This is a genomic window from Nonomuraea sp. NPDC059023 (assembly GCF_042740095.1).
In the GTDB taxonomy this organism is placed as follows: Bacteria; Actinomycetota; Actinomycetes; order Streptosporangiales; family Streptosporangiaceae; genus Nonomuraea.
In genome coordinates, this window is the sequence record NZ_JBHYIO010000023.1 from 50,551 (window position 1) to 72,553 (window position 22,003).

Here is a 22,003-nt window from a genome sequence, read left to right on the forward strand (position 1 = left end):
GATCACGCCGGTCGGCCTCCATTTGGGTCACCTCGAAGGCCGCAGTCATCATCATGCGGGCCCGCCCGCCCCAAGGGAACGACCCTTGCGCAGTCGAGGCCGACACTTGTCCACTCTTGACCTGCGGTGACATGGGGAACAATGGCCCTCATGACTCGGATCATCGCGGGGAGCGCGGGTGGGCGTCGGCTGGCGGTTCCGCCGGGGCGCGGGACGCGACCTACCAGCGACAGGGCAAGGGAAGGGATCTTCTCTACCCTCGGTTCACTTCACTGGCTGGACGGGGCGCGGGTGATGGATCTGTTCGCGGGTTCCGGGGCGGTCGGGCTGGAGGCTCTGTCGCGCGGGGCCGTCCACGCGCTGCTGGTGGAGTCGGACGCGAAGGCGGCCCGGACGATCAGGGCGAACGTCGCGGCGCTCGGGCTGGACGGCGCTCAGGTGGTGCACGACCGGGTGGAGCGGGTGCTGGCCAAGCCGGGGGAGGAGCCTTATGACGTGGTGTTCGCGGATCCGCCCTATGCGGTGGCGGATGACGAGGTTCTGGAGGTTCTGGCCCGGCTCAGGGACAACGGCTGGCTGGCGGAGGACGCCCTGATCGCGGTTGAACGCGAGAGCAGGGGAAATGCCCTGGTATGGCCGGAAGGCTACGTTGAGGAGAGGGTCCGTCGATATGGTGAAGCGTCCGTTTGGTACGGTCGCGCCGCCAGGGACCCGTAAGCCTGGGAGGGCATCTTGCGGCGCGTTGTCTGCCCGGGGTCGTTCGACCCCATCACCAACGGTCATCTCGACATCATCGGCCGGTCCGCCCGGCTCTACGACGAGGTGACCGTCGCGGTGCTCATCAACATCGAGAAGAGCAGCCTGTTCACGGTCGACGAGCGGATCGACGTCCTGCAGACCGTGACCAAGGAGTATCCGAACGTCAAGGTGCGGAAGTTCCACGGCCTGCTGGTCGACTTCTGCAAGGAGAACGACATCCCCGCGATCGTCAAGGGCATCCGGGTGGTCAGCGACTTCGACTACGAGCTGCAGATGGCGCAGCTCAACTATCGCCTGTCCGGGGTCGAGACGCTGTTCATGCCGACCAACCCCGAGTACTCTTTCCTCTCGTCCAGCAGGGTCAAGGAGATCGCCCGCTACGGCGGGGACGTATCCGGCCTGGTCCCGGATCTGGTGCACAAGCTGCTCATCGAGCGGCTCAGGGGCTGACCAGGGCCTGGTATTCTTTCTATTCGGCCTTGTACGACGGCGATCGTTTCGCCATGCCTAGCGAGAGCAAGGATGACTCAGCACCTCGACCCCCGCTCCCCATGGGTGATCTCTACCCACGACCTGGGCAAGCGACCGGGCACGATGCTGGAGCGCCGGCTCTCGCTCCCGGCACCGGCGGATCTCGGCGTCGACATGATCGGTGTCCCCAAGGACGCCGAAGTCGAGCTGGATCTCCGGTTCGAAGCAGTGATGGAAGGCGTGCTCGTCAGTGGCACGGCGCGGGCCCCGCTGGCCGGGGAGTGCGCCCGCTGTCTCGACCCGATCTCCTCGGGCATCGAGGTGGCGCTGCAGGAGCTGTTCTTCTACTCCGACGAGGACGCCTCGGAGGAGGATTCGCTGCTCGACGGGGAACTGCTCGACCTCGAGCCGACGTTCCGCGACGCGGCGGTGCTCGCACTGCCGTTGAGCCCCATGTGCGGTGACGACTGCCAGGGGCTCTGCGTGGAGTGCGGGGCCAGGCTGGCTGACGCCGGCCCGGACCACCGGCACGAGAAGATCGACGTCCGCTGGGCGTCGTTGCAAGGTCTGGTTACCGAGAACGATAACGATCAGGAGAAGTGACGTGGCCGTCCCGAAGCGAAAGATGTCGCGGAGCAACACCCGCGCCCGTCGCTCCCAGTGGAAGACGACTGCTGTCGCGCTGGTGAGCTGCCCGCAGTGCCGTTCGCCGAAGCAGCCGCACATCGCCTGCCCGAGCTGCGGTACGTACAACCGCCGTCAGGTCGTCGAGCCGTCTGCCTGATTCGCAGAGTTGACGTGATGCCGACCGGGTGCAATTGTGCCCCGGTCGGCGTTAACGTCTGAGATGCGTGCGGTGGCGGTTCGCCCGCGGCCGTGGTGGACGCCGGGACACCATCCCCGACGCCCACCACGTTTTCGGGCATCTTCCACAGCCATCGCGCCATGTGAAGGTGTCCGAGGAGGAAACACGTGGGCGCAGGTCCCAAGCCGGTGGCCGTGGAGGTCGCCAGAGACGAACTGGAACGAGTCCTTTCCGCACGACTCGCTTCCGACATCCTTGAGCGGGCGCTGACGCACCGCTCCTACGCGTACGAGAACGGCGGCCTGCCCACCAACGAGCGCCTGGAGTTCCTGGGCGACTCGGTGCTGGGCCTGGTCGTCACCGATACGCTCTACCGCAACCACCCCGATCTGCCCGAGGGCCAGCTGGCCAAGCTGCGGGCCGCGGTGGTCAACATGCGCGCGCTGGCCGACGTGGCCAGGTCCCTGGGCCTGGGCCGCTTCCTTCGCCTCGGCAGGGGCGAGGAGGGCACCGGCGGGCGCGACAAGTCGTCCATCCTGGCCGACACGCTGGAGGCGCTGATCGGCGCGATCTACGTGGACAAGGGCCTGGAAGAGGCCTTCCGCGTCGTGCACGTGCTGTTCGATCCGCTGATCGTGCGCTCGGCCTCGCTGGGCGCCGGCCTCGACTGGAAGACCTCGCTGCAGGAGCTGACCGCCTCGGAGGCACTCGGCGTGCCCGAGTACCACGTCGAGGAGAGCGGCCCCGACCACGCCAAGTCGTTCACCGCTGTGGTGCGCGTGGGCGGCGAGTCCTACGGCTCGGGCACCGGTCGCAGCAAGAAGGAGGCCGAGCAGCAGGCGGCCGAGGCGGCCTGGACCCGCATCAGGGCGCGTCGCGAGCAGCGCGAGAGCCAGCCGGCCGGTTAGGGATGCCCGAACTGCCCGAGGTCGAGGTCGTCCGCCGCGGCCTCGCGGAATGGGTCACCGGGCGGGAGATCGCCGACGCCGAGGTGCTGCATCCTCGCGCCGTCCGGCGGCACCTGCCCGGGGCCGACGAGTTCGCCTCGCGGCTGAAGGGCCGCACGATCGTCTCGGCCGAGCGCCGCGGCAAGTACCTGTGGCTGCCGCTCGGCCCCGACGACGCGCTCATGGCCCACCTGGGGATGAGCGGCCAGCTGCTCGTGGTGCGCCCGGACTCGCCGCTGGAGAAGCATCTGCGCGTACGGCTGCGCTTCGCCGACGGCGGCCCCGACCTGCGCTTCGTCGACCAGCGCACGTTCGGCCACGTCATGGTCACGCCGATGTCCGGCGGAGTCCCCGAGCCGATCGCGCACATCGCGCCCGACCCGTTCGAGGACTCCTTCGCCGACGCGGTCTTCGCCCGCAAGCTGAAGGCGAAGAACACCGAGGTCAAGCGGGCGCTGCTCGACCAGTCGCTGATCAGCGGCGTCGGCAACATCTACGCCGACGAGGCGCTGTGGCTGGCCAAGCTCCACTGGGCCCGCTCGACCAGGACCCTCACCCAGCCCAAGATCACCGAGCTGCTCGCCGGGGTGCGCGCGGTCATGAGCTCCGCCCTGGCGCAGGGCGGCACGTCCTTCGACAGCCTCTACGTCAACGTCAACGGCGAGAGCGGCTACTTCGAGCGCTCCCTGGAGGCCTACGGCAGGCGCGACCTGCCCTGCTCGCGGTGCGGCACCCCGATCAGGCGTGACCCGTTCATGAACCGCTCGTCCTACTCCTGCCCGACGTGCCAGCGTAAGCCGCGCTGAGCACGGCCATCACCGTCGCGAACCACAGCACGGCCGGCAGCGAAACGCCGTCCACGATGCGCCCGCCGACCAGCGCGCCGGCGGCGATGGTGGCGTTGAACACCGACGACACCCAGGCCATGCCGGACTCGCCGCCGCCCGCCTTGATCATCCAGAGCTGGCTGGTGACGGAGACGCCGCCGTAGGCCATGCCCCACAGCACGACCAGGAGAAGCGGGTCGCTCGTCAGGGGCAGTGCCGCGGTGGCCACGGCGATGAGCAGGGTCAGCGTGATGATCACCTGCTTGGGCCGCGTGGCGGCGAGCGCGCCCGCGGCGAAGTTGCCCGCCACGCCGGCCACGCCGTAGGCGAGAAGGGTGAGGCTGATGTTGGCGCCGCTCTGCTCCAGGAACGGCCGGACATAGGTGTACGCGCCGAAGTGGCCGATCACGACCACGCCGATGACGATCAGCACGGCCCGCATGCCGGGGTCGCGCCAGACGCCGCCCAGGCTCACCGTGCTCTCGGCGGGCAGCGGTGGCAGCAGGACCAGGAGCGCCGCGGTGACGACCAGGGCGAGCAGCGCCATCACCCCGAACGCCCAGCGCCAGTCGGCCATGGAGGCGATCAGGGTGCCCGTGGGGACGCCGAGCACGGAGGCCACGGAGACGCCACCCGCGATCATGGCGGTGGCCCGGCCCACGGAGCCCGGCGGCACCAGCCGTACGGCCAGGCTCGCGGCGAAGGCCCAGTAGCCGCCGATGCTCACGCCGGTCACCACCCGGGCCGCCATCATCACCGTGAAGTTGGGCGCGAGCGCCGCCACCACGTTGGACAGCACCAGCAGCGCCATGAGCCCGGCCAGCAGCATGCGCCGGTCGAGCCCGCGTACGCTCATGGCCAGCACGGGCGCGGCCACCGCGGCGACCAGGCCGGGCGCCGACATGGTCAGCCCGGCGACGCCGGTGGAAACTCCCATCGCGCCGCTGATCGGCGTCAGCAGCCCGATGGGCATCATCTCGCTGGTCACCACGATGAAAATGCCCACGGCCGTGGCGAGGACGGCGGGCCAATATGCCCGGGATGTGTCAATCGTCGTCATGGTCCAAGCCTGTGAACGAGCGCACGCGGGAACAATGCCGAAGATCGAATCCTTGGTTTAGCTGGACTAAGGAGTGCCGTGGAGTTCAGACAGCTGGAGACGTTCGTCGTGGTGAGCGAGGAGCTCCATTTCGCCAAGGCCGCCGAGCGGCTGTACCTGTCTCCCGGCCGGGTCAGCCAGATCGTCCGCTCGCTGGAGGACTCGATCGGCGCCCGGCTCTTCGAGCGGACGAGCCGCCGGGTGCGGCTGACCCCGCTGGGCGAGCGATTCCTCGCCGACGTACGCCCCGCCTTCGAGGGGCTGCACGGCGCGGTGAACCGCGCCAGATCGGCCGCCAGGAGCGTGTACGGCGTGCTGCGGGTCGGATTCCTCAGCACGCCGGGCGAGGTCGTCACCGGGGCGGTGCGCGCCTTCGAGCACCGTTTCCCCGAGTGCGCGGTCGAGCTGGTCGAGGTCCCGCTGTCCGATCCGTTCGGCAAGGTGCGCGAGGGTGTGGTGGATCTCACGTTCACGCTGCTTCCGGTCGCCGAGCCCGACCTGGAGACGAGCGTGGCGCTGAACCGGGTGCCGATGCAACTGGCCCTGTCGCCGGCGCATCCGCTGGCCGGGCGCGTGTCCATCGACGCAGAGGAGCTGGCCGGAGTGCCGCTGGTCGGGGTGGAGGGCCCGGCGCCGCGCTGCTGGAGGGAGCTGACGGCCCCGGTGACGACGCCCGGCGGCCTGCCCATCCCGTCGGCCGGAGAGGTTTCCACGAGCCAGGAGGGCCTGACCGAGGTCGCGCTGAACCGCGGGAGCATGTTGTTCTGCACCCCGACGGCGGCCTATCTGGGGCGCGACGACGTCACGTTCGTGCCGGTCACGGGCCTGCCGGACTCGGTGCTCGGCCTGGTGTGGCAGCGTACGAGGCGCACGACGGCGATCACCGCGTTCGCTGAGCTGGCTGCCGACCGAAATGCCGGAGAAGTGGCAGTAAATCTACAGAGAGTGACCGGATGAATGGGCGATGACACGCGGCTGACGGCCTGGGTAAGGGGTCGTGTCCAGGGTGTCGGCTTCCGCTGGTGGACCCGCGCGCGGGCGCTTGAGCTGGGGCTGGCCGGGTGGGCGCGCAACATGGACGACGGCCGGGTGGAGGTCGTCGCGGAGGGGTCCAGGGAGTCCTGCGTCAAGCTGCTTGAGCTGCTGCGAGGTTGCGACACGCCGGGCAAGGTGACGGGAGTAGTGGAACGGTGGAGCGAACCCCGAGGTAGTTTGGTTGGGTTTATGGAGAGGTAGACCCTTTCGTTAAACCCCCCAAATAGGGTATATTTGTATGTCGGGAGTGCCCATCGGTGCGTCTCTGCGGTGCGTTCGACTTGACCGCCCACACTGCCGGTGCGACTCTTGTTAGGTACCACGCGCACCCCTCCCGCGGAATAGAAGTGCGCGAACCAGTCTGGTCACTCAGCGTGGAGGACCCTTAACCATGGCGAAGGCTCTACTAGGCCACGTCGGCGGTCCTGACCCTCGGATGGTCTCGGAGATGCGCCGCCTGCAACAGCGTATTCGGGATCTGGAGGCAGAACTCATCCGGCTCCAGGCCCAGAATGACGCTCTTGCGGCGCAGACCCGTGATGAGGCACGGGGCCGTATGCAGGAGCGCGAGCCGGCACTCACCTGAGTGGTCGGAGCGCTACATCTAGGGACGTCTCGGAGAGGCGTCCCTTGCTATTTGTCCACATTTCTGAAGAAGTTCACGTTGGTGGTCCGCGAGTGCGCAGACACGCGCGGATAACCGCCCTCACCCGCCCTGCCGTATCGCAGACTGGTTCTTAGCACGAGCCCAAGGGCAGAGACCAGTAGGCTTTCCGGAACGCGGTCGACGGGAGGGGGTCATCAGGTGTACCTGAAGACCCTCACCCTGCGTGGATTCAAGTCGTTCGCCTCGGCCACCGCACTGCGTTTCGAACCGGGGATCACCTGTGTCGTCGGGCCCAACGGGTCCGGCAAGTCCAATGTCGTCGACGCCCTCGCCTGGGTCATGGGCGAGCACAGCGCCAAGTCGCTGCGCGGCGGCAAGATGGAGGACGTGATCTTCGCCGGCACCTCCAGCCGGCCGCCGCTCGGCCGTGCCGAGGTCACGCTGACGATCGACAACTCCGACGGCGCGCTGCCGATCGACTACACCGAGGTGACGATCAGCCGCCTGATGTTCAGAAGCGGCCAGTCCGAGTACGCCATCAACGGCGACACGTGCCGCCTGCTCGACATCCAGGAGCTGCTGTCCGACTCGGGCATCGGCAGGGAGATGCACGTCATCGTCGGCCAGGGCCAGCTCGACGCCGTGCTCCACGCGGGCCCCGAGGATCGCCGCGCCTTCATCGAAGAGGCCGCCGGCGTGCTCAAGCACCGCAAGCGCAAGGAAAAGGCGCTGCGCAAGCTCGACGCGATGCAGGCCAACCTCACCCGGGCCCAGGACCTCGCCACCGAGCTGCGCCGCCAGCTCAAGCCGCTGGGCCGCCAGGCCGAGATCGCCCGCAAGGCCGCCGTCATCCAGGCCGACCTGCGTGACGCCCGGCTGCGGCTGCTGGCCGACGACGTCGGCATCCTGCGCGACACGCTGCTCAGGGAGGCGGCCGACGAGGCGGCGATCCAGGCCCGCCGTACCCAGGTCGAGACCGAGCTGGCGCAGGGCCAGGAGCGCGAGGCCGCCCTGGAGGAAGCCGAGGCGCAGGCCCAGCCGCGGCTGTCGGCCGCGCAGGAGACCTTCTTCCGGCTGTCCTCCCTGCGCGAGCGCACCTCGGGACTGGAACAGCTCGCCGCGGAACGCCACCGTCACGCCGTCGACGCCGCCGCCATCGAACGGCGTGGCCGCGACCCCGAGGAGCTCGAACGCGAGGCCGCCGAGGCACGCGAGCAGGAGCTCATACTCAATGCCGAGCTGGAGCACGCCCAGGAACTGCTGGAGGAGGCCGTCCAGCGCCGGGCCGAGGCCGAGGCGGAGCTGAGCGGCGAGGAGCAGCGCCTGGCCATGGCCGCCCGCGCCCAGGCCGACCGCCGCGAGGGCCTGGCCAGGCTGCGCGGCAAGGTCGACTCGGCGCGCAGCCGCGCCCGCGCCGCCGACGAGGAGATCGGCCGCCTGGCGCAGGGCGTCTTCGACGCCGCAGAGCGCGAGCGCGCCGGCCGGATGGAGCTCGAGGAGCAGCAGCGCGCCGAGCCCGCCGTCGACCCGGCGCTCGCCGAGGAGCTCGACACCGCGCAGACGCTGGTCGAGGAGGCCAAGGCGGTCGCCGACGAGGCCCGCGCCGCCGTGGAGGAGTCCAGGTCGGGTCTCGACGTCCCGCGCGCGGCCCTGCAGGCCGCGAAATCCGCCGTGGGTACGGCCCGCACCGCCGACCAGCAGGCCCAGAAGGCGGTGGCCGGCCTCCAGGCCCGGCGCGAAGCACTCGAACTCGGCCTGAGCAAGGGCGCCGACGGCGGCGCCGCGCTGCTGGAGGCCGACCTGGCGGGAGTCCAGGGCCCGCTGGCCACCGAGCTGACCGTGGCGCCCGGCGCCGAACTGGCCGTCGCCGCCGTTCTGGGCCCGGTGGCCGAGGCGATCGCGGTGAAGTCGCTCGACACGGCGGTGGAGGCCTTCGAGCTCCTGCGCGCCGGTGACGGCGGCCACGCGACCATCCTGATCGCGGGCGAGAGCCGGGCGGGGTCCCGGCCCGCCCTCGACGCGCGGGGTGTCTGGGCCGCCGATCTGGTGACCGTTCCCGACCATCTCAGAGCCGCCGTCGACCACGTGCTGGCCGGTGTCGTCGTGGTCGACGACCTGGCCGGGGCGAAGGAGCTGGTCGAGCGGCGCCCCGAGCTCAGGGCCGTGACCAGGCAGGGCGACCTGGTGGGCGTCCACCTGGCGGGCGGCGGCGCGGTGGGCGGCTCGTCCGTCCTGCAGATGCGCTCCGCCCTCGACCAGGCCACCGCCGACCTCGACGCCGCCCAGATCACCGCCGAGCGTAGCGCCGCCGGCTTCGAGGCGGCAGTCGAGGCGGAGCACGAGGCCCAGGCCCGGCTCGAAGCCGCCCAGGCCCGCGTCACCGAGGCCCAGACCGCCGTCAGCACCGCCCAGTCCGGCCTCAGCGCCGCCCAGGGCACGCTCGACCAGGTCAGGGGCAGGCAGCGCGAGGCCGACCAGCGCAACGCCGCTGCCGCCAAGCGCCTGGCCCAGCTGGAGGCCGCCGCCGAGGCCGCCGCCGCCGAGGCCGCCCGCCTGGCCAAGAGCGTCGCCACCGCCGAGGAGGCGCGGGCCGAGGCGCTGGAAGAGGTGGCCGAGCTGGAGATCCGGCTGGCCGAGGCGGAGTACGCGGGCGAGCTGGAGTCCGAGCCCACCACCGACACCCGCGACGAGCTGGCCGAGGCCACCAACCTCGCCAGGCAGCGCGAGATGGAGACCCGCCTGCAGGTCCGCACGGCGGAGGAGCGGGTCAAGGGCATCGAGGGCCGGGCCGACGGCCTGGTGCGGGCCGCCGAGCGCGAGCGTCAGGAGCGCGCTCAGGCCGCCGCGCAGCGGGCCAGGCGCCGCAGGCAGGCCGTCGTGGCCGAGGCCGTGGCCAAGGGCGCCAAGCGGGTGCTCGGGGCGCTGGCCGGCTCGATCGAGCGGGCCTCGCGCGAGCGTGACGAGGCGGACCTGGCCAGGGTGGCGATCGACGCGGAGCTGAAGCAGGTACGCCTGCGCGTACGCGAGCTGTCGCAGGAGCTCGACAAGCTGGTCAACCGGGTGCACGGCAGCGAGGTGGCCCGTACCGAGCAGCGGCTCCGGCTGGAGCAGATGGAGCAGCGGGCGCTCGACGAGTTCGGCGTGGAGGCCGAGTCGCTGATCTCCGAGTACGGCCCGGCCGTACCGGTCCCCGGGGATCCGCCCGTGCCGTACGTCCGGGAGGAGCAGGAGAAGCGCGCCAGGATCGCCGAGAAGCAGATGAACCAGCTCGGCAAGGTCAACCCGCTGGCGCTGGAGGAGTTCGCCGCGCTGGAGGAGCGCCACGCCTTCCTCAACAGCCAGCTCGAAGACCTCAGGAAGACCAGGCGTGAGCTGATGACGGTCGTCCAGGAGGTCGACAACCGGGTCGAGGCGATGTTCTCCTCCGCCTACGAGGACGTCGCCCGCGAGTTCGAGCAGATCTTCACCCGCGTGTTCCCTGGCGGCGACGGGCGGCTCGTGCTGACCGACCCCGCCGACATGCTGACGACCGGCATCGAGGTCGAGGCCAGGCCGCCGGGCAAGAAGGTCAAGCGGCTGTCGCTGCTGTCGGGCGGTGAGCGGTCGCTGACGGCGGTGGCGTTCCTGATCTCCATCTTCAAGGCGCGGCCGTCGCCGTTCTATGTGATGGACGAGGTCGAGGCGGCGCTCGACGACACCAACACGCAGCGGCTGCTGACGCTTTTCGAGGAATTGCGGCAGAGTTCGCAGCTGATCGTCATCACGCACAACAAGCGCACGATGGAGATCGCCGACGCCCTGTACGGCGTGTCCATGCGTGGTGACGGCGTCACCCAGGTCGTCAGCCAGCGCCTGCGGGAGCGCGAACCGGCCTGACGCGCACGCTCCCCGGGCGCGAGCATGCGGGCTGATCTGGAAAACTGACTTGTTGTGGATGGTTACCTGGGCATCATCGTGATCGTGGTCGTCGTCGCCCTGCTGGCGGCCGGCGGCCTCTTCCTGCTGTTCAGGCCGGGTGGCAAGGGCGCGCCGCCGGTCGAGCCGCCGGCGACGATCCCGCTTCCCGAGGAGAAGGAGAAGCGGCCGGCCGGGGGTGGTGAGGAGTCCGAGGGCGCCACGACCACCGTTCCGCCGCCCGCTCCCGCGGTCGTGGTCAAGCCCGAGGTCGAGGTGCCGCCGCCGTCGGCCGGCCGCATGGTGCGGCTGCGCTCGCGGCTGGCCCGCTCGCAGAGCGCGTTCGGCCGCGGCCTGCTGGAGCTGCTGTCCCGCGACCGTCTCGACGACGAGGTGTGGGACGAGATCGAGGAGAGCCTGATCACCGCCGACGTCGGCGTCGCGCCGACGCAGGTGATGGTCGAGGAGCTGAAGACCAAGGTCAAGGTGCTCGGCAGCCGGACGCCGCACGAGGTGCGCGGTCTGCTGCGCGAGCAGTTGCTGACGCAGGTCAACCCCGACCTGGACCGCACGCTGCACATCGCCAAGCACGGCGAACGGCCCGCGGTGGTGCTCGTGGTCGGCGTCAACGGCACCGGCAAGACCACCACGACCGGCAAGCTGGCCCGCTCGCTGGTGGGCGACGGCAAGAAGGTCGTGCTCGGCGCCGCCGACACCTTCCGCGCCGCCGCCGCCGACCAGTTGCAGACCTGGGGCGACCGGGTGGGCGCCGAGGTCGTGCGCGGCCCCGAGGGCGGCGACCCGGCGTCGGTCGCCTTCGACGCGACGGCCAAGGGCATGGCGGATAAGGCGGACGTCGTGATCGTCGACACCGCGGGCCGCCTGCACACCAAGACCGGCCTCATGGACGAGCTGGGCAAGGTCAAGCGCGTCATCGAGAAGAAGGCCACGGTCGACGAGGTCCTGCTCGTGCTCGACGCCACGACCGGCCAGAACGGCATGCGGCAGGCCCAGGTGTTCGCCGAGGTGGTCAACATCACGGGCATCGCGCTGACCAAGCTCGACGGCACGGCCAAGGGCGGCATCGTGATCTCGGTGCAGCGCGAGCTGGGCGTGCCGGTCAAGCTGGTGGGCCTGGGCGAGGGGGCGGACGACCTGGCGCCGTTCGATCCGGAGGTCTTCGTCGACGCGATCTTGGGTGACGACTGAGGCTTTTGGTGGGTTTTCGGACGCTCCATGGGGTTCCGTGGAGCGTCTCCTTATTTGGTGGGTAATGACCCTTACCCCGCAGGTCTTGATCTCCGACTCGGCCGTGTGTTCACATGAGTCGGTCACCTAGAGATCGCGGTCGTATTCGGAACGTTCGCGTCATGAGGTGTGTGCGGAGTGGAAGGGCAAGAATGAAAAAGGTCGTGGTTCACAAGCCGGGAACAGTCAAGCCTGCAGGCGTCGACGCGCCGCGGCACAAGAACTGATCTCAAAAGGGCGGTCCGTCTCCTTCTCCTGGGAGATGCGGGCCGCCCTTCGGCTTGGAAAAGGACCTGGTGAACCTTCCGACCATCGACGCCGACCGGCGTCCCCGCGGCCCCTACACGTTCGGTGCGGCGCTCCTGGACGCCCTCGTGCCCGCGGCGCTCGTGTACGGGCCCGAGCTGGTGGCCGCCCACGACATCGAGATCAGGGCCGCGGCGCCGCACCTCGCGCCGCGGGTCCCGCGCGGCAGGGGGTCGCTGGCCGACGACCTGCCCCGTGAGCAGCGCATCCTGATCCCGGGCGCTGGGCGTACGCTGCGGATCGCCAACGGGCTGGCCGAGTTCGTCCGTGACCACCTGGCCAGGACCGGGCCGCTGGTCGTCGCTGTGGCGAACCTGGCCGCGGCCGACCCGACCGACGTCCAGCTGGTGGAGGTGCTGCGGCGGCGCGTGCCCGAGCTGGTGATCACCGAGGTGGAGGGCCGGCCCGGCGGCGGGCCGTTCGCCGCCGACTACGACCGCTTCCGCGACGAGGGCTTCCACCACGCCATGGCCGAGGCCGGGCTGGCCGAGCTGGAGGTGCTCACCCACGATGACGACCCCGAACGCTGGTGGACGCTGCTGCACCGCACCACCGCCGCGCTGGAGGCGATCGGCCGCGAGCCCGCCGCCCGGGACCTGTACGAGCGGGCCAGGCGCGTCACCACCGAGCCCGGCCACCGCGCCACCGTGGCCTGCTCGATCGCGATGCTGTTCGTCCGCCACCACGATCCCGGCCGGCGCGACCCCGAGGAGGCGCTGGCCTGGATCAACGAGGCGATCACCATCACCTCGCTGCTGCCCGACCGCCGCGAGCGCGCCTTCCACCTCGGCTTCGACCTCAACGGCAAAGCCCTCATCGAGGTACGGCGAGGCCGCCTGACCGCCGCCCTCACCCTGGTCGAGCAGGCCATCGAGCTGGCCGACCGCGACCTGCCGCCGGACGCGCACCCGATCCACCGGCTGGTGCTGCGGGCCAATCGCGGTCAGCTCCTCGGCGTGCTGGGCCGTACTGGGGAGGCGCTGGCCGACTACGCCGCCGCGATCGCCGCCGACCCCGGCTATCCCGACTACTACCTCGACCGCGGGACACTCCTCCACAAGCTGGGGCGTCTCGACGAGGCGGTCGCCGACTACGAGAGCGCGATGCGGGTCAGCCCGCCTTTCCCCGAGCCGTACTACAACCGCGCCGAGGTCCGCTACGCGCGCGGCGACCTGGCCGGAGCGCTGGCCGATCTCGACTACGCGCTGGAGCTCGATCCGGGTTTCGCGCCCGGCTACGTCAACCGGGCCGGGCTGCGGGCCGCCCAGGGCGACCAGGGCGGGGCGCGGGCCGACGTGGAGGCGGGGTTGCGGCTGACGCCGCGGGAGCCGTACCTGCTGTGTGTGCTGGGGCAGGTCGAGCAGGCGGCGGGCCGGCGCGCGGCGGCCAGGGCGGCCTACGACGGCGCGCTGGCGCTGGACGGCGGGCTGGCGGCGGCGTGGGCGGGGCGTGGCGGGCTGGCGTTCGAGGAGGGCGCGCACGAGGCGGCGGTCGCGGACCTGACCCGCGCGCTGGAGCTGGGGGAACGCGCGGATCTGCTGTTCAACCGGGCGCTGGCGCTGCGCGCGGCGGGACGGGAACGGGAGGCGCGGGCGGATCTGGAGCGGGCGGCGCGGCTGGACCCGGACGACCCCGACGTCCGGCGCGAGATGGCCCGATAGCCGGTGAAGCGACAGCAGGCGAAGCGATCAGCCGGTGAAGCGGCCAGCCGGCGGAGCGTCAGCGGTGCGAGCCGATGGGCACGACCAGCGGGGTGCCGGCCACAGGGTCGGTGATGACCTTGGAGTCCAGGTCGAAGACCTCCCGGATGAGCTCCTCGGTCAGCACCTCGTGCGGCGTGCCCGCCGCCACCACGCTGCCGTCGCGCATCGCCACGAGCCGGTCGGCGTAGCGGGCGGCCAGGTTGAGGTCGTGCAGGACCATCACGATGGTACGGCCCGCCTGCGCGTGCAGGTCGCGCACCAGCTCCAGCACCTCCACCTGATGGGCCAGGTCGAGGAAGGTCGTCGGCTCGTCCAGCAACAGCAGGTCGGTGCCCTGGGCCAGCGCCATGGAGATCCACGCCCGCTGCCGCTGCCCGCCGGACAGCTCGTCCAGAGGTCGCTCGGCGAGGTCGGACAGGCCGGTCATGTTGAGCGCGACGCCCACGGCCTTCTCGTCGTCGGAGGACCACTGGCGGTACCAGGTCTGGTGCGGGTGCCGTCCCCTGGCCACGAGGTCGGCGACGGTGAGCCCTTCTGGGGCCGAGGGCGACTGGGGCAGCACGGTGAGGATCCGCGCCACCTCCTTGGTGGCGATTGTGGAGATCTTCTTGCCGTCCAGCAGCACCTCGCCGCCCGACGGCTTGAGCAGGCGGCCGAGCGCGCGCAGCAGCGTGGACTTGCCGCAACCGTTGGGACCGATGATCGTGGTCACGGTTCCGGCCTCGACTCCGAGGTCGAGCCCGTCCACGATGACGCGGTCGCCGTAACCAAGTTTGACGTCTACGGCCTGCAGTCTCATGTGCGCCCCTTACGGATGCGGATCAGAAGGTAGATCAGATACGGTGCGCCGAGCACGGCCGTGACGACACCGACCGGCAGTTCGATGGGGGAGAAGGCGGTGCGAGCGAGCAGGTCGGCGCCGGCGGTGAGCACGGCGCCGACGATCGCCGACGACAGCAGCGGCGGCTGGGCCGAGCGGATCAGCCGCAGCGCGATCTGCGGGGAGGCCAGCGCGACGAAGGCCACGGGGCCGGCCGAGGCGGTGGCCACGGCCGCCAGCAGCACCGCGGCCAGGATCATCAGGGCCCTGGACAGGTTCATGCGCACGCCGAGCGCGGTGACGGTGTCGTCGGAGAAGCGCAGGGCGTTGAGCGAGCGGGTGCCGAGCAGGGTCAGCGGGATCAGGACGGCCAGCGCCAGCGCGACCGGGATCACGTGCTCCCAGCCGCGGCCGTTGAGCGAGCCGCTGATCCACACCATCGCCTGGGCGGTGTCGTTGACGTCGCCGATGGTCATCAGCCAGTACTTGACGTTGGTGAAGACCGCGGCCACGCCGATGCCGACCAGGACGAGGCGGTAGCCGTCGAGGCCGCGCCGCCAGGCCAGGCCGTAGACGATCACGGCGCCGATCAGGCCGCCCAGCAGGGCGAGCACCGGCATGCCCACGCTGGACAGCAGCCCGCTGACCCCGCCGTGAACGCCGCCGCTGACCACCACTCCGGCGACCACGGTGACCGAGGCGCCGGTGGTGACACCGAGGATCTCGGGGCTGGCCAGCGGGTTGCGGGCGATCGACTGGATGATCGCGCCGGACAGGGCCAGGGCCGCACCGACCAGCGCGCCGGTCAGCGCCCTGGGCAGGCGCAGTTCCATGATGACGAAGTGGGCGGGGCTGGAGGCGTCGAAGGTGTCCCTGAACACCTCCTGAACGGTCATGGGCAAATCGCCGATGCGCATGTTCAGCGCCATCAGCAGCACCAGGAGGATCAGGCCGCCGAACGTGACGGCGACGCCGCGCAGCCGTACCTGCCAGGACAGGCCCGCGAGTCTCAACGCGTAGGAGGTCACAGCCGCACCGGCTTCCTGCGGCGGACCAGCGCCACGAAGAAGGGCGCGCCGAGCAGCGCGAGCACCACGCCGACCTCGAGCTCGCCGGGCGGTGCGACGACGCGGCCGATCACGTCGCCGAGCAGCAGGAGCGCGGCGCCGATCAGCCCGGAGTACGGCAGCAGCCACCGATGGTCGGTCCCGGACACGCGGCGGGCCAGGTGCGGCACGATCAGGCCGATGAACGACAGCGAGCCACACGCGGCGACGGCGGCGCCGGTCAGCAGCGTGACCGAGGCGACGCCGACGGCCCGGGTGAGGGCGATGTTCTGGCCGAGGCTGCGGGCCACGTCCTCGCCGAGTGACAGGGCGTTGAGGCCGGAGGCGTTGAACAGGGCCAGGAGCAGCCCGGCCGCGACGAACGGCAGCACCTGCCAGATCACCTCGGTGCCCCGGGCGGCGATGGAGCCGGACTGCCAGAAGCGGAAGACGTCCATGGCCTGCTCGTCGAGCAGGACCATCGCCGAGGTGAGCGCGTAGAGGAAGGCGCTGACGGCGGTGCCGGCCAGGGCCAGGGTGACCGGGGTGGGGCCGCCGCGCCCGCCGACCATGCCGAGGGCGAAGACGCCGACGCTGGCGACGAGCGCGCCGGCCAGGCCGAACCAGATGAAGCCGAGCAGGCTGGTGGCGCCCAGGAAGATGATCGAGGCGACCATGGCGAAGGCGGCGCCCTGGGTGACGCCGAGCAGTCCGGGATCGGCGAGCGGGTTGCGGGTGTGGCCCTGCATGAGCGCCCCGGCGACGCCGAGCGCGATCCCGGCCAGGATGCCGAGGGCGGTGCGGGGCAGGCGCAGCGAGCGGATGATGATGTCGCTCTCGGTGCCGGTGGGCGAGGTCAGCGCGTGCCAGGCGTCGGTGAGCGGCACCGCCTTGGCGCCGATGGTAATGCTCAGGACGATCGCGAGCACGAGTACCCCCGTGAGCCCGATCAGCCAGGTCAGGCGGCGGTGACGGAGTTGGGGAAGCTTCACGGCGGTGGTTGCCACCATGCCTTCCTCCTACTCATTTGCCCGATCCTGGTGAAGTATGCCAGCTTAGGCAGGGCTAACCTAATTTAGGGTTGCCTTATTGGGAGAGGGACAACATGAGAGCGTTCCGTGCGGTCGCGGTAGCCGTACTCGCGATGGGACTGGCGGCGTGCGGTGGCCAGGCCGCGGCCCCCAAGGCCGCCGAGAGCGCGCAGGCGCCCTTCCGCGTCATCAAGCACGCCATGGGCGAGACGAAGATCCCCACGCAGCCGAAGCGCGTGGTCGCCCTCGACCAGAGCTTCGTCGACGCGGTCCTCACGTTGCAGACGCCGGTCGTCGGCTACACGAGCTACCGGGCGATCGAGGACAAGCTGCCCGACTACCTGGGCGCCGTATCGGCCGAGTACGGCAAGGAGGCCACCTCGGTCGGCACGCTGGAGCAGCCCAGCCTCGAGAAGATCATGGCGCTCAAGCCCGACCTGATCGTCTCGGCGAAGGTCCGGCACAAGGACCTGTACGACAAGCTCGCCAAGATCGCCCCGACCGTCTTCAGCGAGACCACCGGCGCGATCTGGAAGCAGAACCTCGTCCTCATGGGCCAGGCCCTGGGCAAGGAGGCGCTGGCCGAGGAGACGCTCAAGAAGTTCGAGGAGCGCGCGGGCAAGATCGGCGCGGGGATCAAGGAGAAGGAGGGCAAGCTGCCCACCGTCGCCGTGGTCCGCTTCGCCGGCGAGCCCACGGTCCGGCTCTACGTGGAGAACTCCTACTCCGGTGTCGTGCTGAAGGACGTGGGCTTCCCGCGTCCCACCGACCAGCCGAAGGACCCGAACCAGATCATGGTCCCGATCAGCCAGGAGCGCATCGCCGAGCTGGACGCCGACCACATCTTCGTCTCCACCTACGCCGACCCGACGGCCGACGCGCCGAAGCAGAAGTTCGTCACCAACCCGCTGTGGAACAAGCTCAAGGGCGCCAAGCACGACGTCGCCGACCTCACGTGGATGAGCGCCGTCGGCATCCAGGGCGCGCACGCGATCCTGGACGACCTGGCGAAGTTCTTCTCCGTGGACCCCGCGAAGGGCGCCTAAACGCCGAGGAAGGCGCGCAGCTCGGACAGATGCGGCTGGATGTCCAGGCCCTGGGCCTCCAGCCAGGCGTCGTCGCCGTAGGTGCCGGCGTAGCGCTCGGCGCCGTCGCAGATCAGCGTCACGACGCTGCCCTGGTCGCCCTCGGCGCGCATCTCCTCGATGAGATCGACGCAGGCGGCGATGTTGGTGCCGGTGGAGGCGCCGACCGGACGGCCGGTGACCTCCCGCACCCACCGCATCCCGGCGACCGAGCGGGCGTCGGGCACGTGGATCATGCGGTCGATCACGTCCGGCTGGAACGACGGTTCCACCCTCGGACGGCCGATGCCCTCGATGCGCGAGCCGCTCGCGGTGGTCGTCCAGTCACGCTCGGCCCAGGCCGGGTAGAAGGCCGAGCCCTCCGGGTCGGCGACGGCCAGGCGGGTGTGGTGGCGGCGGTAGCGGATGTAGCGGCCGATCGTGGCCGAGGTGCCGCCGGTGCCCGCGCCGACCACGATCCAGGTGGGCTCGGGATGCGGCTCCAGGGCGAGCTGGCCGAAGATCGACTCGGCGATGTTGTTGTTGCCGCGCCAGTCGGTGGCCCGCTCGGCGTAGGTGAACTGGTCCATGAAGTGGCCGCCGGTCTCGGCGGCCAGGCGGCGCGACTCCTCGTAGATCGCCGACGGCTGGTCGACCAGGTGGCACTTGCCGCCGTAGAACTCGATGAGGGCGATCTTCTCCGGGGAGGTGGCCGCCGGCATCACGGCGATGAACGGCAGGCCGATCAGGCGGGCGAAGTAGGCCTCGCTGACCGCGGTGGAGCCGCTGGAGGCCTCCACGATGGTGGTCCCGGGGCCGATCCAGCCGTTGGCGAGGCCGTACAGGAACAAGGAACGAGCGAGCCGGTGTTTGAGTGAACCTGTAGGGTGCACCGACTCGTCTTTCATATAAAGGTTTACGCCCCAGCGCGCGGGCAGCGGAAAGACGTGGAGATGGGTGTCACTGCTGCGATTGGTATCGGCTTCGACTCTCCGGACGGCCTCGGCAACCCAATGCCGGGCGCCGGAGTCGTGGCGGTCGACGAAGTCCATGGTCCATACGCTATCTCATGTGACTCTGGCCACTTTATCTGCGGAAATGGGTGGATAGTGTTACGATAATGAGACTAGTCCGGCCGTGGACGTGACTACGCACGCCGCGAGCAGTAGGACTGTTCACCTCCCTGACCAGGCAGAACCGGTTAACGCGGCCCTTACGGGGGTTTTGCGAGCATGGAGCTGCTGTCTGGCGGCTCGTGCCGAGACGGGGGATAGCAAGGGGGAATGATTTGATCACGATGACCGAAGAGCAGCGTCAGGATTGGTTCGAGCGCGATGTCGTGCCCGTGACCTCGCAGCTGTTCGCCTCCGCGATGCGCCTCACGCGCAACACCGCCGACGCGGAGGACCTCGTCCAGGAGACCGTGGCGAAGGCGTACACGTCCTACCACCAGTTCCGCGAGGGCACCAACCTCAAGGCGTGGCTGCACCGCATCCTCACCAACAACTTCATCAACGACTACCGCAAGAAGCAGCGTTCGCCCAAGCTCTCGGCCGCCGAGGAGGTCGAGGACTGGCAGCTGCACGCGGCGGAGTCGCACAGCTCCACCGGCCTGAAGTCCGCCGAGACCGAGGCCCTGGAGCGCCTGCCCGACAGCAGCGTGATGAACGCGCTGCGCGCACTGCCCGAGGACTTCCGCGTCGCCGTCTACCTGGCCGACGTCGAGGGCTTCGCCTACAAGGAGATCGCCGACCGGATGGGCACCCCCATCGGCACCGTGATGTCCCGGCTGCACCGCGGCCGCAAGCAGCTGCGCACCATGCTGGAGGAGTACGCGGTCGAGGAAGGCGCCGTGCGCCTACCCGCCCAGCGGGCCGCCTAGGCCCAGGTGGAGGCGGACCCGGAGCGTTCCGGCATCGTCCCGCATCTCCACCAGATCGCAGAGCTGACGACTGATCCAGAGCCCGTATCCCCGAGGGGATTCGGGCTCAGGTGGTATATAGCCGGGTAACGGGTCGTCCAGGACGCCGCCCGGGTCGGCGATCTCGCAGACCAGTTCCCTGCCCGTCACCCACATCCTGATCATGCCGTGGCCCGCGCCGTGCTCGACGCAGTTGGCCGCGATCTCCGAGACGCTGAGCACGAGCGAGGAGACCAGGTTGCGCTCCATCCCCGCCGCCCTGGCGTAGTCGGCCACGGCCTGCCTGAAGCGTTTGAGCTCGTGGGCGGTGAAGCCGACCGAGGTGACCTGGCCCGTGGGGTCGGGCAGCGGGTGGCGGTCGCCGTCCAGGATCAGGTCGTGGGGCTCGACGAAGGCCTCGCTGACGGCCTCGCCGTTCAGTCCGGCCAGGAACGGGTGGGTGACGGCGCGGTAGTCGAGCGCGGCGGTGGGCGTGGTGCGCAGGTCGTAGAGGCAGACGACGATCGCGGGCGCGGCGCCGAGCGCGGCGTTGAGCACCGATTCGTAGCGGATCCACTCGCGGATCTCCCGCTCGGTCCTGCCCTGCCAGCTGGGCTCGCCGACGATCAGTGTCGGGAGGTCTCTGGCGTACTCGTGGTAGGCGGCCAGCGTCCGCTGCGGATGCGCGTACCAGGAGGCGGCGATCCTTCTGTCGATCCGGCCGGCGTCGCGGTCCAGCGCGTCGGCCAGGAGCTGCAGCTTGCGCGAGCAGGTGACCGCGAGCACCCGGCGGCCCTCGTGGAGTGCGGCGCGTACGCGGGGCAGGACGAGGCGGAGGAAGCCCTCATCGGAGTCGTAGGGCATCCCTATGTGCCGTAGCGACTCGTGGTCGGCCTGTGCCCGCGCGGGGTGCACGGCCGAAACGTAGCAAGCGGCCGGTGGGCTACGCAACGGCTATGAGCGCGACCGCCCCGAGCGCGCAGGCGACACCCGCCACCTGGATGGTGTGCAGCCGCTCGCCCAGCACGTATCTGGCCAGCAGGAGCGTGCTGGCCGGGTAGAGCGAGACCAGCACGGCGACCAGGCTGAGCATGCCCTCCTGCTTGGCCAGCAGGAACAGCACGTTGGCCGCCATGTCGAGCAGGCCGGCCAGCGCGATGATGCGCAGCGAGCCGCCGGTGGGCCTGAGCGAGCGCCGCGCGACGACGGCCAGCAGCACGACCAGCGTCACCGAGGAGATTCTGGCGCCGACCAGCGGCCACAGCCCGGTGCCGTCGGGGGACAGGTCGAGCAGGATGAAGAAGCCGCCGAAGCCCGCCCCGGCGGCCAGGGCGATCAGCACCGATCCGAGCGAGCCGCGCTTGTCCGCCGTCGGGTCCTGGCTGACCAGCATCACCGCGGCCAGCGCCAGGACGATGCCGATCAGGGCCTGCGGCGCCGGCCGCTCGCCGGTCACCAGGCCGAAGACCACCGGCAGGGTGGCGGAGGTGACCGCCGTGGTCGGCGCGACCACCGACATCGTCCCGGTGGCCAGCGCGCGGTAGAACAGCACCAGCCCGGCCGCGCCCGCGACGCCCGCGCCCATGCCCCACCACAGCGCCCTCTGGTCGAACAGGCCGGGCAGCAGCGGGAGCAGGGCGAGGATCAGGACCAGGCCGGCGATCTGTGAGAGCGCCACCACCGACAGCACGCGCGATCGTCGCGTGGCCAGCCCGCCGCAGAAGTCGGCCGTGCCGTACACCACCGCGCAGACGGTCGCGAGGATCACCGCAGTCACGTCACACTCTCCAGTTCACTCGGTTGAACTATTAGTACAGTACATGGAGTGCTACAGACTAGACATTTTGTTCACTAGACTGCACCGCATGGAAGATCCGGAGACGATCACCGCGGCCATCGCGAACAACGTGCGGGCGCAGCGGGCCCACCGGGGCCTGACGCTCGACGCGCTGGCCGCCCGCTCGGGTGTGAGCAGAGGCATGCTGGTCCAGGTCGAACAGGCCAGGACCAATCCCAGCGTCTCCACGCTCACCCGGATCGCCTCCGCGCTCGGCGTCACCGTGGCGCGGCTGGTCGAGGTGGCCGACGTCCCGGTCGTGCGCATCATCGACAAGGCCGACGTGGTCAACTTCGAGATGGGCGCCTCGCGCGCCATGCTGCTGGTCGGCGCCGACGAGCCGATGATCCTGGAGCTGTGGGACTGGCGGCTGGCCCCCGGCGAGCACCACGACGGCGACGCCCACCCGCCGGGCACCCGCGAGATGATCACCGTCCTGCGGGGCGAGCTGACCCTCACCGTGTACGGCAAGAGCCACCGCGTGGGCACCGACGACGCCGCCCTGTTCACCGCCGACCGGCCCCACCGCTATGCCAACGACGGCACGGAAGAGGTCAGAATGATCATGGTCGTGGCCGAGCCGCGAGTCGTTCACGACCAATAA

The 22,003-nt window shown here is 70.3% G+C and carries 22 protein-coding genes; 15 read left to right on the top strand and 7 right to left on the bottom strand.

What is annotated here, in order from left to right:
- Positions 1 to 150: 150 nt before the first annotated feature.
- The 6 genes from rsmD to mutM all read left to right on the top strand — a co-directional run bounded on the left by rsmD (position 151) and on the right by mutM (position 3,788).
- Positions 151 to 717, top strand: coding sequence for a 16S rRNA (guanine(966)-N(2))-methyltransferase RsmD (rsmD, locus tag ACFWYW_RS33860; RefSeq protein WP_379612478.1), 567 nt, complete (start codon positions 151 to 153; stop codon positions 715 to 717).
- A gap of 15 nt (positions 718 to 732) precedes the next feature.
- Positions 733 to 1,209 carry a pantetheine-phosphate adenylyltransferase gene (gene coaD / locus ACFWYW_RS33865; RefSeq protein ID WP_379612477.1) on the top strand — a complete coding sequence of 159 codons (477 nt, stop codon included), beginning with the start codon at positions 733 to 735 and terminating at the stop codon, positions 1,207 to 1,209.
- A 72-nt stretch (positions 1,210 to 1,281) separates the two neighbouring features.
- Positions 1,282 to 1,833, top strand: a complete 552-nt coding sequence (locus ACFWYW_RS33870; RefSeq protein ID WP_379612476.1) for a YceD family protein — start codon at positions 1,282 to 1,284, stop codon at positions 1,831 to 1,833.
- A 1-nt stretch (position 1,834) separates the two neighbouring features.
- Entirely contained in the window at positions 1,835 to 2,014 is a 180-nt protein-coding gene (rpmF, locus tag ACFWYW_RS33875; RefSeq protein ID WP_184960388.1) for a 50S ribosomal protein L32, read from the top strand.
- Between the two features lie 209 nt (positions 2,015 to 2,223).
- A complete protein-coding gene (gene rnc, locus ACFWYW_RS33880; RefSeq protein WP_379612526.1) occupies positions 2,224 to 2,943 on the top strand; it encodes a ribonuclease III in 720 nt (239 codons plus the stop codon).
- A 2-nt stretch (positions 2,944 to 2,945) separates the two neighbouring features.
- Positions 2,946 to 3,788, top strand: coding sequence for a bifunctional DNA-formamidopyrimidine glycosylase/DNA-(apurinic or apyrimidinic site) lyase (mutM, locus tag ACFWYW_RS33885; protein ID WP_379612475.1), 843 nt, complete (start codon positions 2,946 to 2,948; stop codon positions 3,786 to 3,788).
- Here mutM and ACFWYW_RS33890 read toward each other — a convergent pair.
- Positions 3,736 to 4,869, bottom strand: coding sequence for an MFS transporter (locus ACFWYW_RS33890; protein ID WP_379612474.1), 1,134 nt, complete (start codon positions 4,867 to 4,869; stop codon positions 3,736 to 3,738). The genes mutM and ACFWYW_RS33890 overlap by 53 nt on opposite strands.
- Before the next feature lie 78 nt (positions 4,870 to 4,947).
- Between ACFWYW_RS33890 and ACFWYW_RS33895 the strand changes: the two genes are divergently transcribed.
- From ACFWYW_RS33895 to ACFWYW_RS33920, 6 genes are all read left to right on the top strand, one after another.
- Positions 4,948 to 5,865, top strand: a complete 918-nt coding sequence (locus ACFWYW_RS33895) for a LysR substrate-binding domain-containing protein (protein ID WP_379612473.1) — start codon at positions 4,948 to 4,950, stop codon at positions 5,863 to 5,865.
- Positions 5,866 to 6,144, top strand: coding sequence for an acylphosphatase (locus ACFWYW_RS33900; protein WP_184960384.1), 279 nt, complete (start codon positions 5,866 to 5,868; stop codon positions 6,142 to 6,144).
- A 190-nt stretch (positions 6,145 to 6,334) separates the two neighbouring features.
- Positions 6,335 to 6,529, top strand: coding sequence for a hypothetical protein (locus ACFWYW_RS33905; protein WP_157250910.1), 195 nt, complete (start codon positions 6,335 to 6,337; stop codon positions 6,527 to 6,529).
- A gap of 219 nt (positions 6,530 to 6,748) precedes the next feature.
- Positions 6,749 to 10,426, top strand: coding sequence for a chromosome segregation protein SMC (gene smc, locus ACFWYW_RS33910; RefSeq protein ID WP_379612472.1), 3,678 nt, complete (start codon positions 6,749 to 6,751; stop codon positions 10,424 to 10,426).
- A gap of 54 nt (positions 10,427 to 10,480) precedes the next feature.
- Entirely contained in the window at positions 10,481 to 11,653 is a 1,173-nt protein-coding gene (ftsY, locus tag ACFWYW_RS33915; RefSeq protein ID WP_379612471.1) for a signal recognition particle-docking protein FtsY, read from the top strand.
- Positions 11,654 to 11,988: 335 nt separating this feature from the next.
- Entirely contained in the window at positions 11,989 to 13,659 is a 1,671-nt protein-coding gene (locus ACFWYW_RS33920; RefSeq protein ID WP_379612470.1) for a tetratricopeptide repeat protein, read from the top strand.
- Between the two features lie 58 nt (positions 13,660 to 13,717).
- On the opposite strand, the gene ACFWYW_RS33925 is transcribed toward ACFWYW_RS33920, so the two are convergent.
- The 3 genes from ACFWYW_RS33925 to ACFWYW_RS33935 are packed head-to-tail and all read right to left on the bottom strand — an operon-like array spanning position 13,718 to position 16,577.
- Complete coding sequence (locus tag ACFWYW_RS33925; protein ID WP_379612469.1) at positions 13,718 to 14,500, bottom strand: ABC transporter ATP-binding protein; 783 nt, start codon at positions 14,498 to 14,500, stop codon at positions 13,718 to 13,720.
- Entirely contained in the window at positions 14,497 to 15,549 is a 1,053-nt protein-coding gene (locus ACFWYW_RS33930) for a FecCD family ABC transporter permease (protein ID WP_379612468.1), read from the bottom strand. Before ACFWYW_RS33930 ends, ACFWYW_RS33925 begins: the two co-directional genes overlap by 4 nt.
- Entirely contained in the window at positions 15,546 to 16,577 is a 1,032-nt protein-coding gene (locus tag ACFWYW_RS33935) for a FecCD family ABC transporter permease (protein WP_379612467.1), read from the bottom strand. Before ACFWYW_RS33935 ends, ACFWYW_RS33930 begins: the two co-directional genes overlap by 4 nt.
- 95 nt (positions 16,578 to 16,672) lie before the next feature.
- On the opposite strand from ACFWYW_RS33935, the gene ACFWYW_RS33940 reads away from it, so the two are divergent.
- Positions 16,673 to 17,644 (top strand): ABC transporter substrate-binding protein, encoded by a 972-nt coding sequence (locus ACFWYW_RS33940; protein WP_379612466.1) that lies wholly within the window; start codon positions 16,673 to 16,675, stop codon positions 17,642 to 17,644.
- Here ACFWYW_RS33940 and ACFWYW_RS33945 read toward each other — a convergent pair.
- Complete coding sequence (locus ACFWYW_RS33945) at positions 17,641 to 18,714, bottom strand: PLP-dependent cysteine synthase family protein (RefSeq protein ID WP_379612465.1); 1,074 nt, start codon at positions 18,712 to 18,714, stop codon at positions 17,641 to 17,643. The genes ACFWYW_RS33940 and ACFWYW_RS33945 overlap by 4 nt on opposite strands.
- A gap of 245 nt (positions 18,715 to 18,959) precedes the next feature.
- On the opposite strand from ACFWYW_RS33945, the gene ACFWYW_RS33950 reads away from it, so the two are divergent.
- Positions 18,960 to 19,544 carry a sigma-70 family RNA polymerase sigma factor gene (locus tag ACFWYW_RS33950; protein WP_379612464.1) on the top strand — a complete coding sequence of 195 codons (585 nt, stop codon included), beginning with the start codon at positions 18,960 to 18,962 and terminating at the stop codon, positions 19,542 to 19,544.
- Here ACFWYW_RS33950 and ACFWYW_RS33955 read toward each other — a convergent pair.
- Entirely contained in the window at positions 19,521 to 20,477 is a 957-nt protein-coding gene (locus ACFWYW_RS33955) for an anti-sigma factor RsbA family regulatory protein (RefSeq protein WP_379612463.1), read from the bottom strand. The genes ACFWYW_RS33950 and ACFWYW_RS33955 overlap by 24 nt on opposite strands.
- Before the next feature lie 28 nt (positions 20,478 to 20,505).
- Positions 20,506 to 21,339 carry an EamA family transporter gene (locus ACFWYW_RS33960; protein ID WP_379612462.1) on the bottom strand — a complete coding sequence of 278 codons (834 nt, stop codon included), beginning with the start codon at positions 21,337 to 21,339 and terminating at the stop codon, positions 20,506 to 20,508.
- A gap of 88 nt (positions 21,340 to 21,427) precedes the next feature.
- On the opposite strand from ACFWYW_RS33960, the gene ACFWYW_RS33965 reads away from it, so the two are divergent.
- Positions 21,428 to 22,003 carry a helix-turn-helix domain-containing protein gene (locus tag ACFWYW_RS33965; protein ID WP_379612461.1) on the top strand — a complete coding sequence of 192 codons (576 nt, stop codon included), beginning with the start codon at positions 21,428 to 21,430 and terminating at the stop codon, positions 22,001 to 22,003.

Coding starts and splice junctions, on each gene's coding strand:
- rsmD (WP_379612478.1), top strand. CDS start 151: ATGACTCGGATCATCGCGGGGAGCGCGGGTGGGCGTCGGCTGGCGGTT.
- ACFWYW_RS33870 (WP_379612476.1), top strand. CDS start 1,282: ATGACTCAGCACCTCGACCCCCGCTCCCCATGGGTGATCTCTACCCAC.
- mutM (WP_379612475.1), top strand. CDS start 2,946: ATGCCCGAACTGCCCGAGGTCGAGGTCGTCCGCCGCGGCCTCGCGGAA.
- ACFWYW_RS33890 (WP_379612474.1), bottom strand. CDS start 4,869: ATGACGACGATTGACACATCCCGGGCATATTGGCCCGCCGTCCTCGCC.
- ACFWYW_RS33900 (WP_184960384.1), top strand. CDS start 5,866: ATGGGCGATGACACGCGGCTGACGGCCTGGGTAAGGGGTCGTGTCCAG.
- ACFWYW_RS33905 (WP_157250910.1), top strand. CDS start 6,335: ATGGCGAAGGCTCTACTAGGCCACGTCGGCGGTCCTGACCCTCGGATG.
- ACFWYW_RS33925 (WP_379612469.1), bottom strand. CDS start 14,500: ATGAGACTGCAGGCCGTAGACGTCAAACTTGGTTACGGCGACCGCGTC.
- ACFWYW_RS33935 (WP_379612467.1), bottom strand. CDS start 16,577: ATGGTGGCAACCACCGCCGTGAAGCTTCCCCAACTCCGTCACCGCCGC.
- ACFWYW_RS33940 (WP_379612466.1), top strand. CDS start 16,673: ATGAGAGCGTTCCGTGCGGTCGCGGTAGCCGTACTCGCGATGGGACTG.
- ACFWYW_RS33945 (WP_379612465.1), bottom strand. CDS start 18,714: ATGGACTTCGTCGACCGCCACGACTCCGGCGCCCGGCATTGGGTTGCC.
- ACFWYW_RS33950 (WP_379612464.1), top strand. CDS start 18,960: ATGACCGAAGAGCAGCGTCAGGATTGGTTCGAGCGCGATGTCGTGCCC.
- ACFWYW_RS33965 (WP_379612461.1), top strand. CDS start 21,428: ATGGAAGATCCGGAGACGATCACCGCGGCCATCGCGAACAACGTGCGG.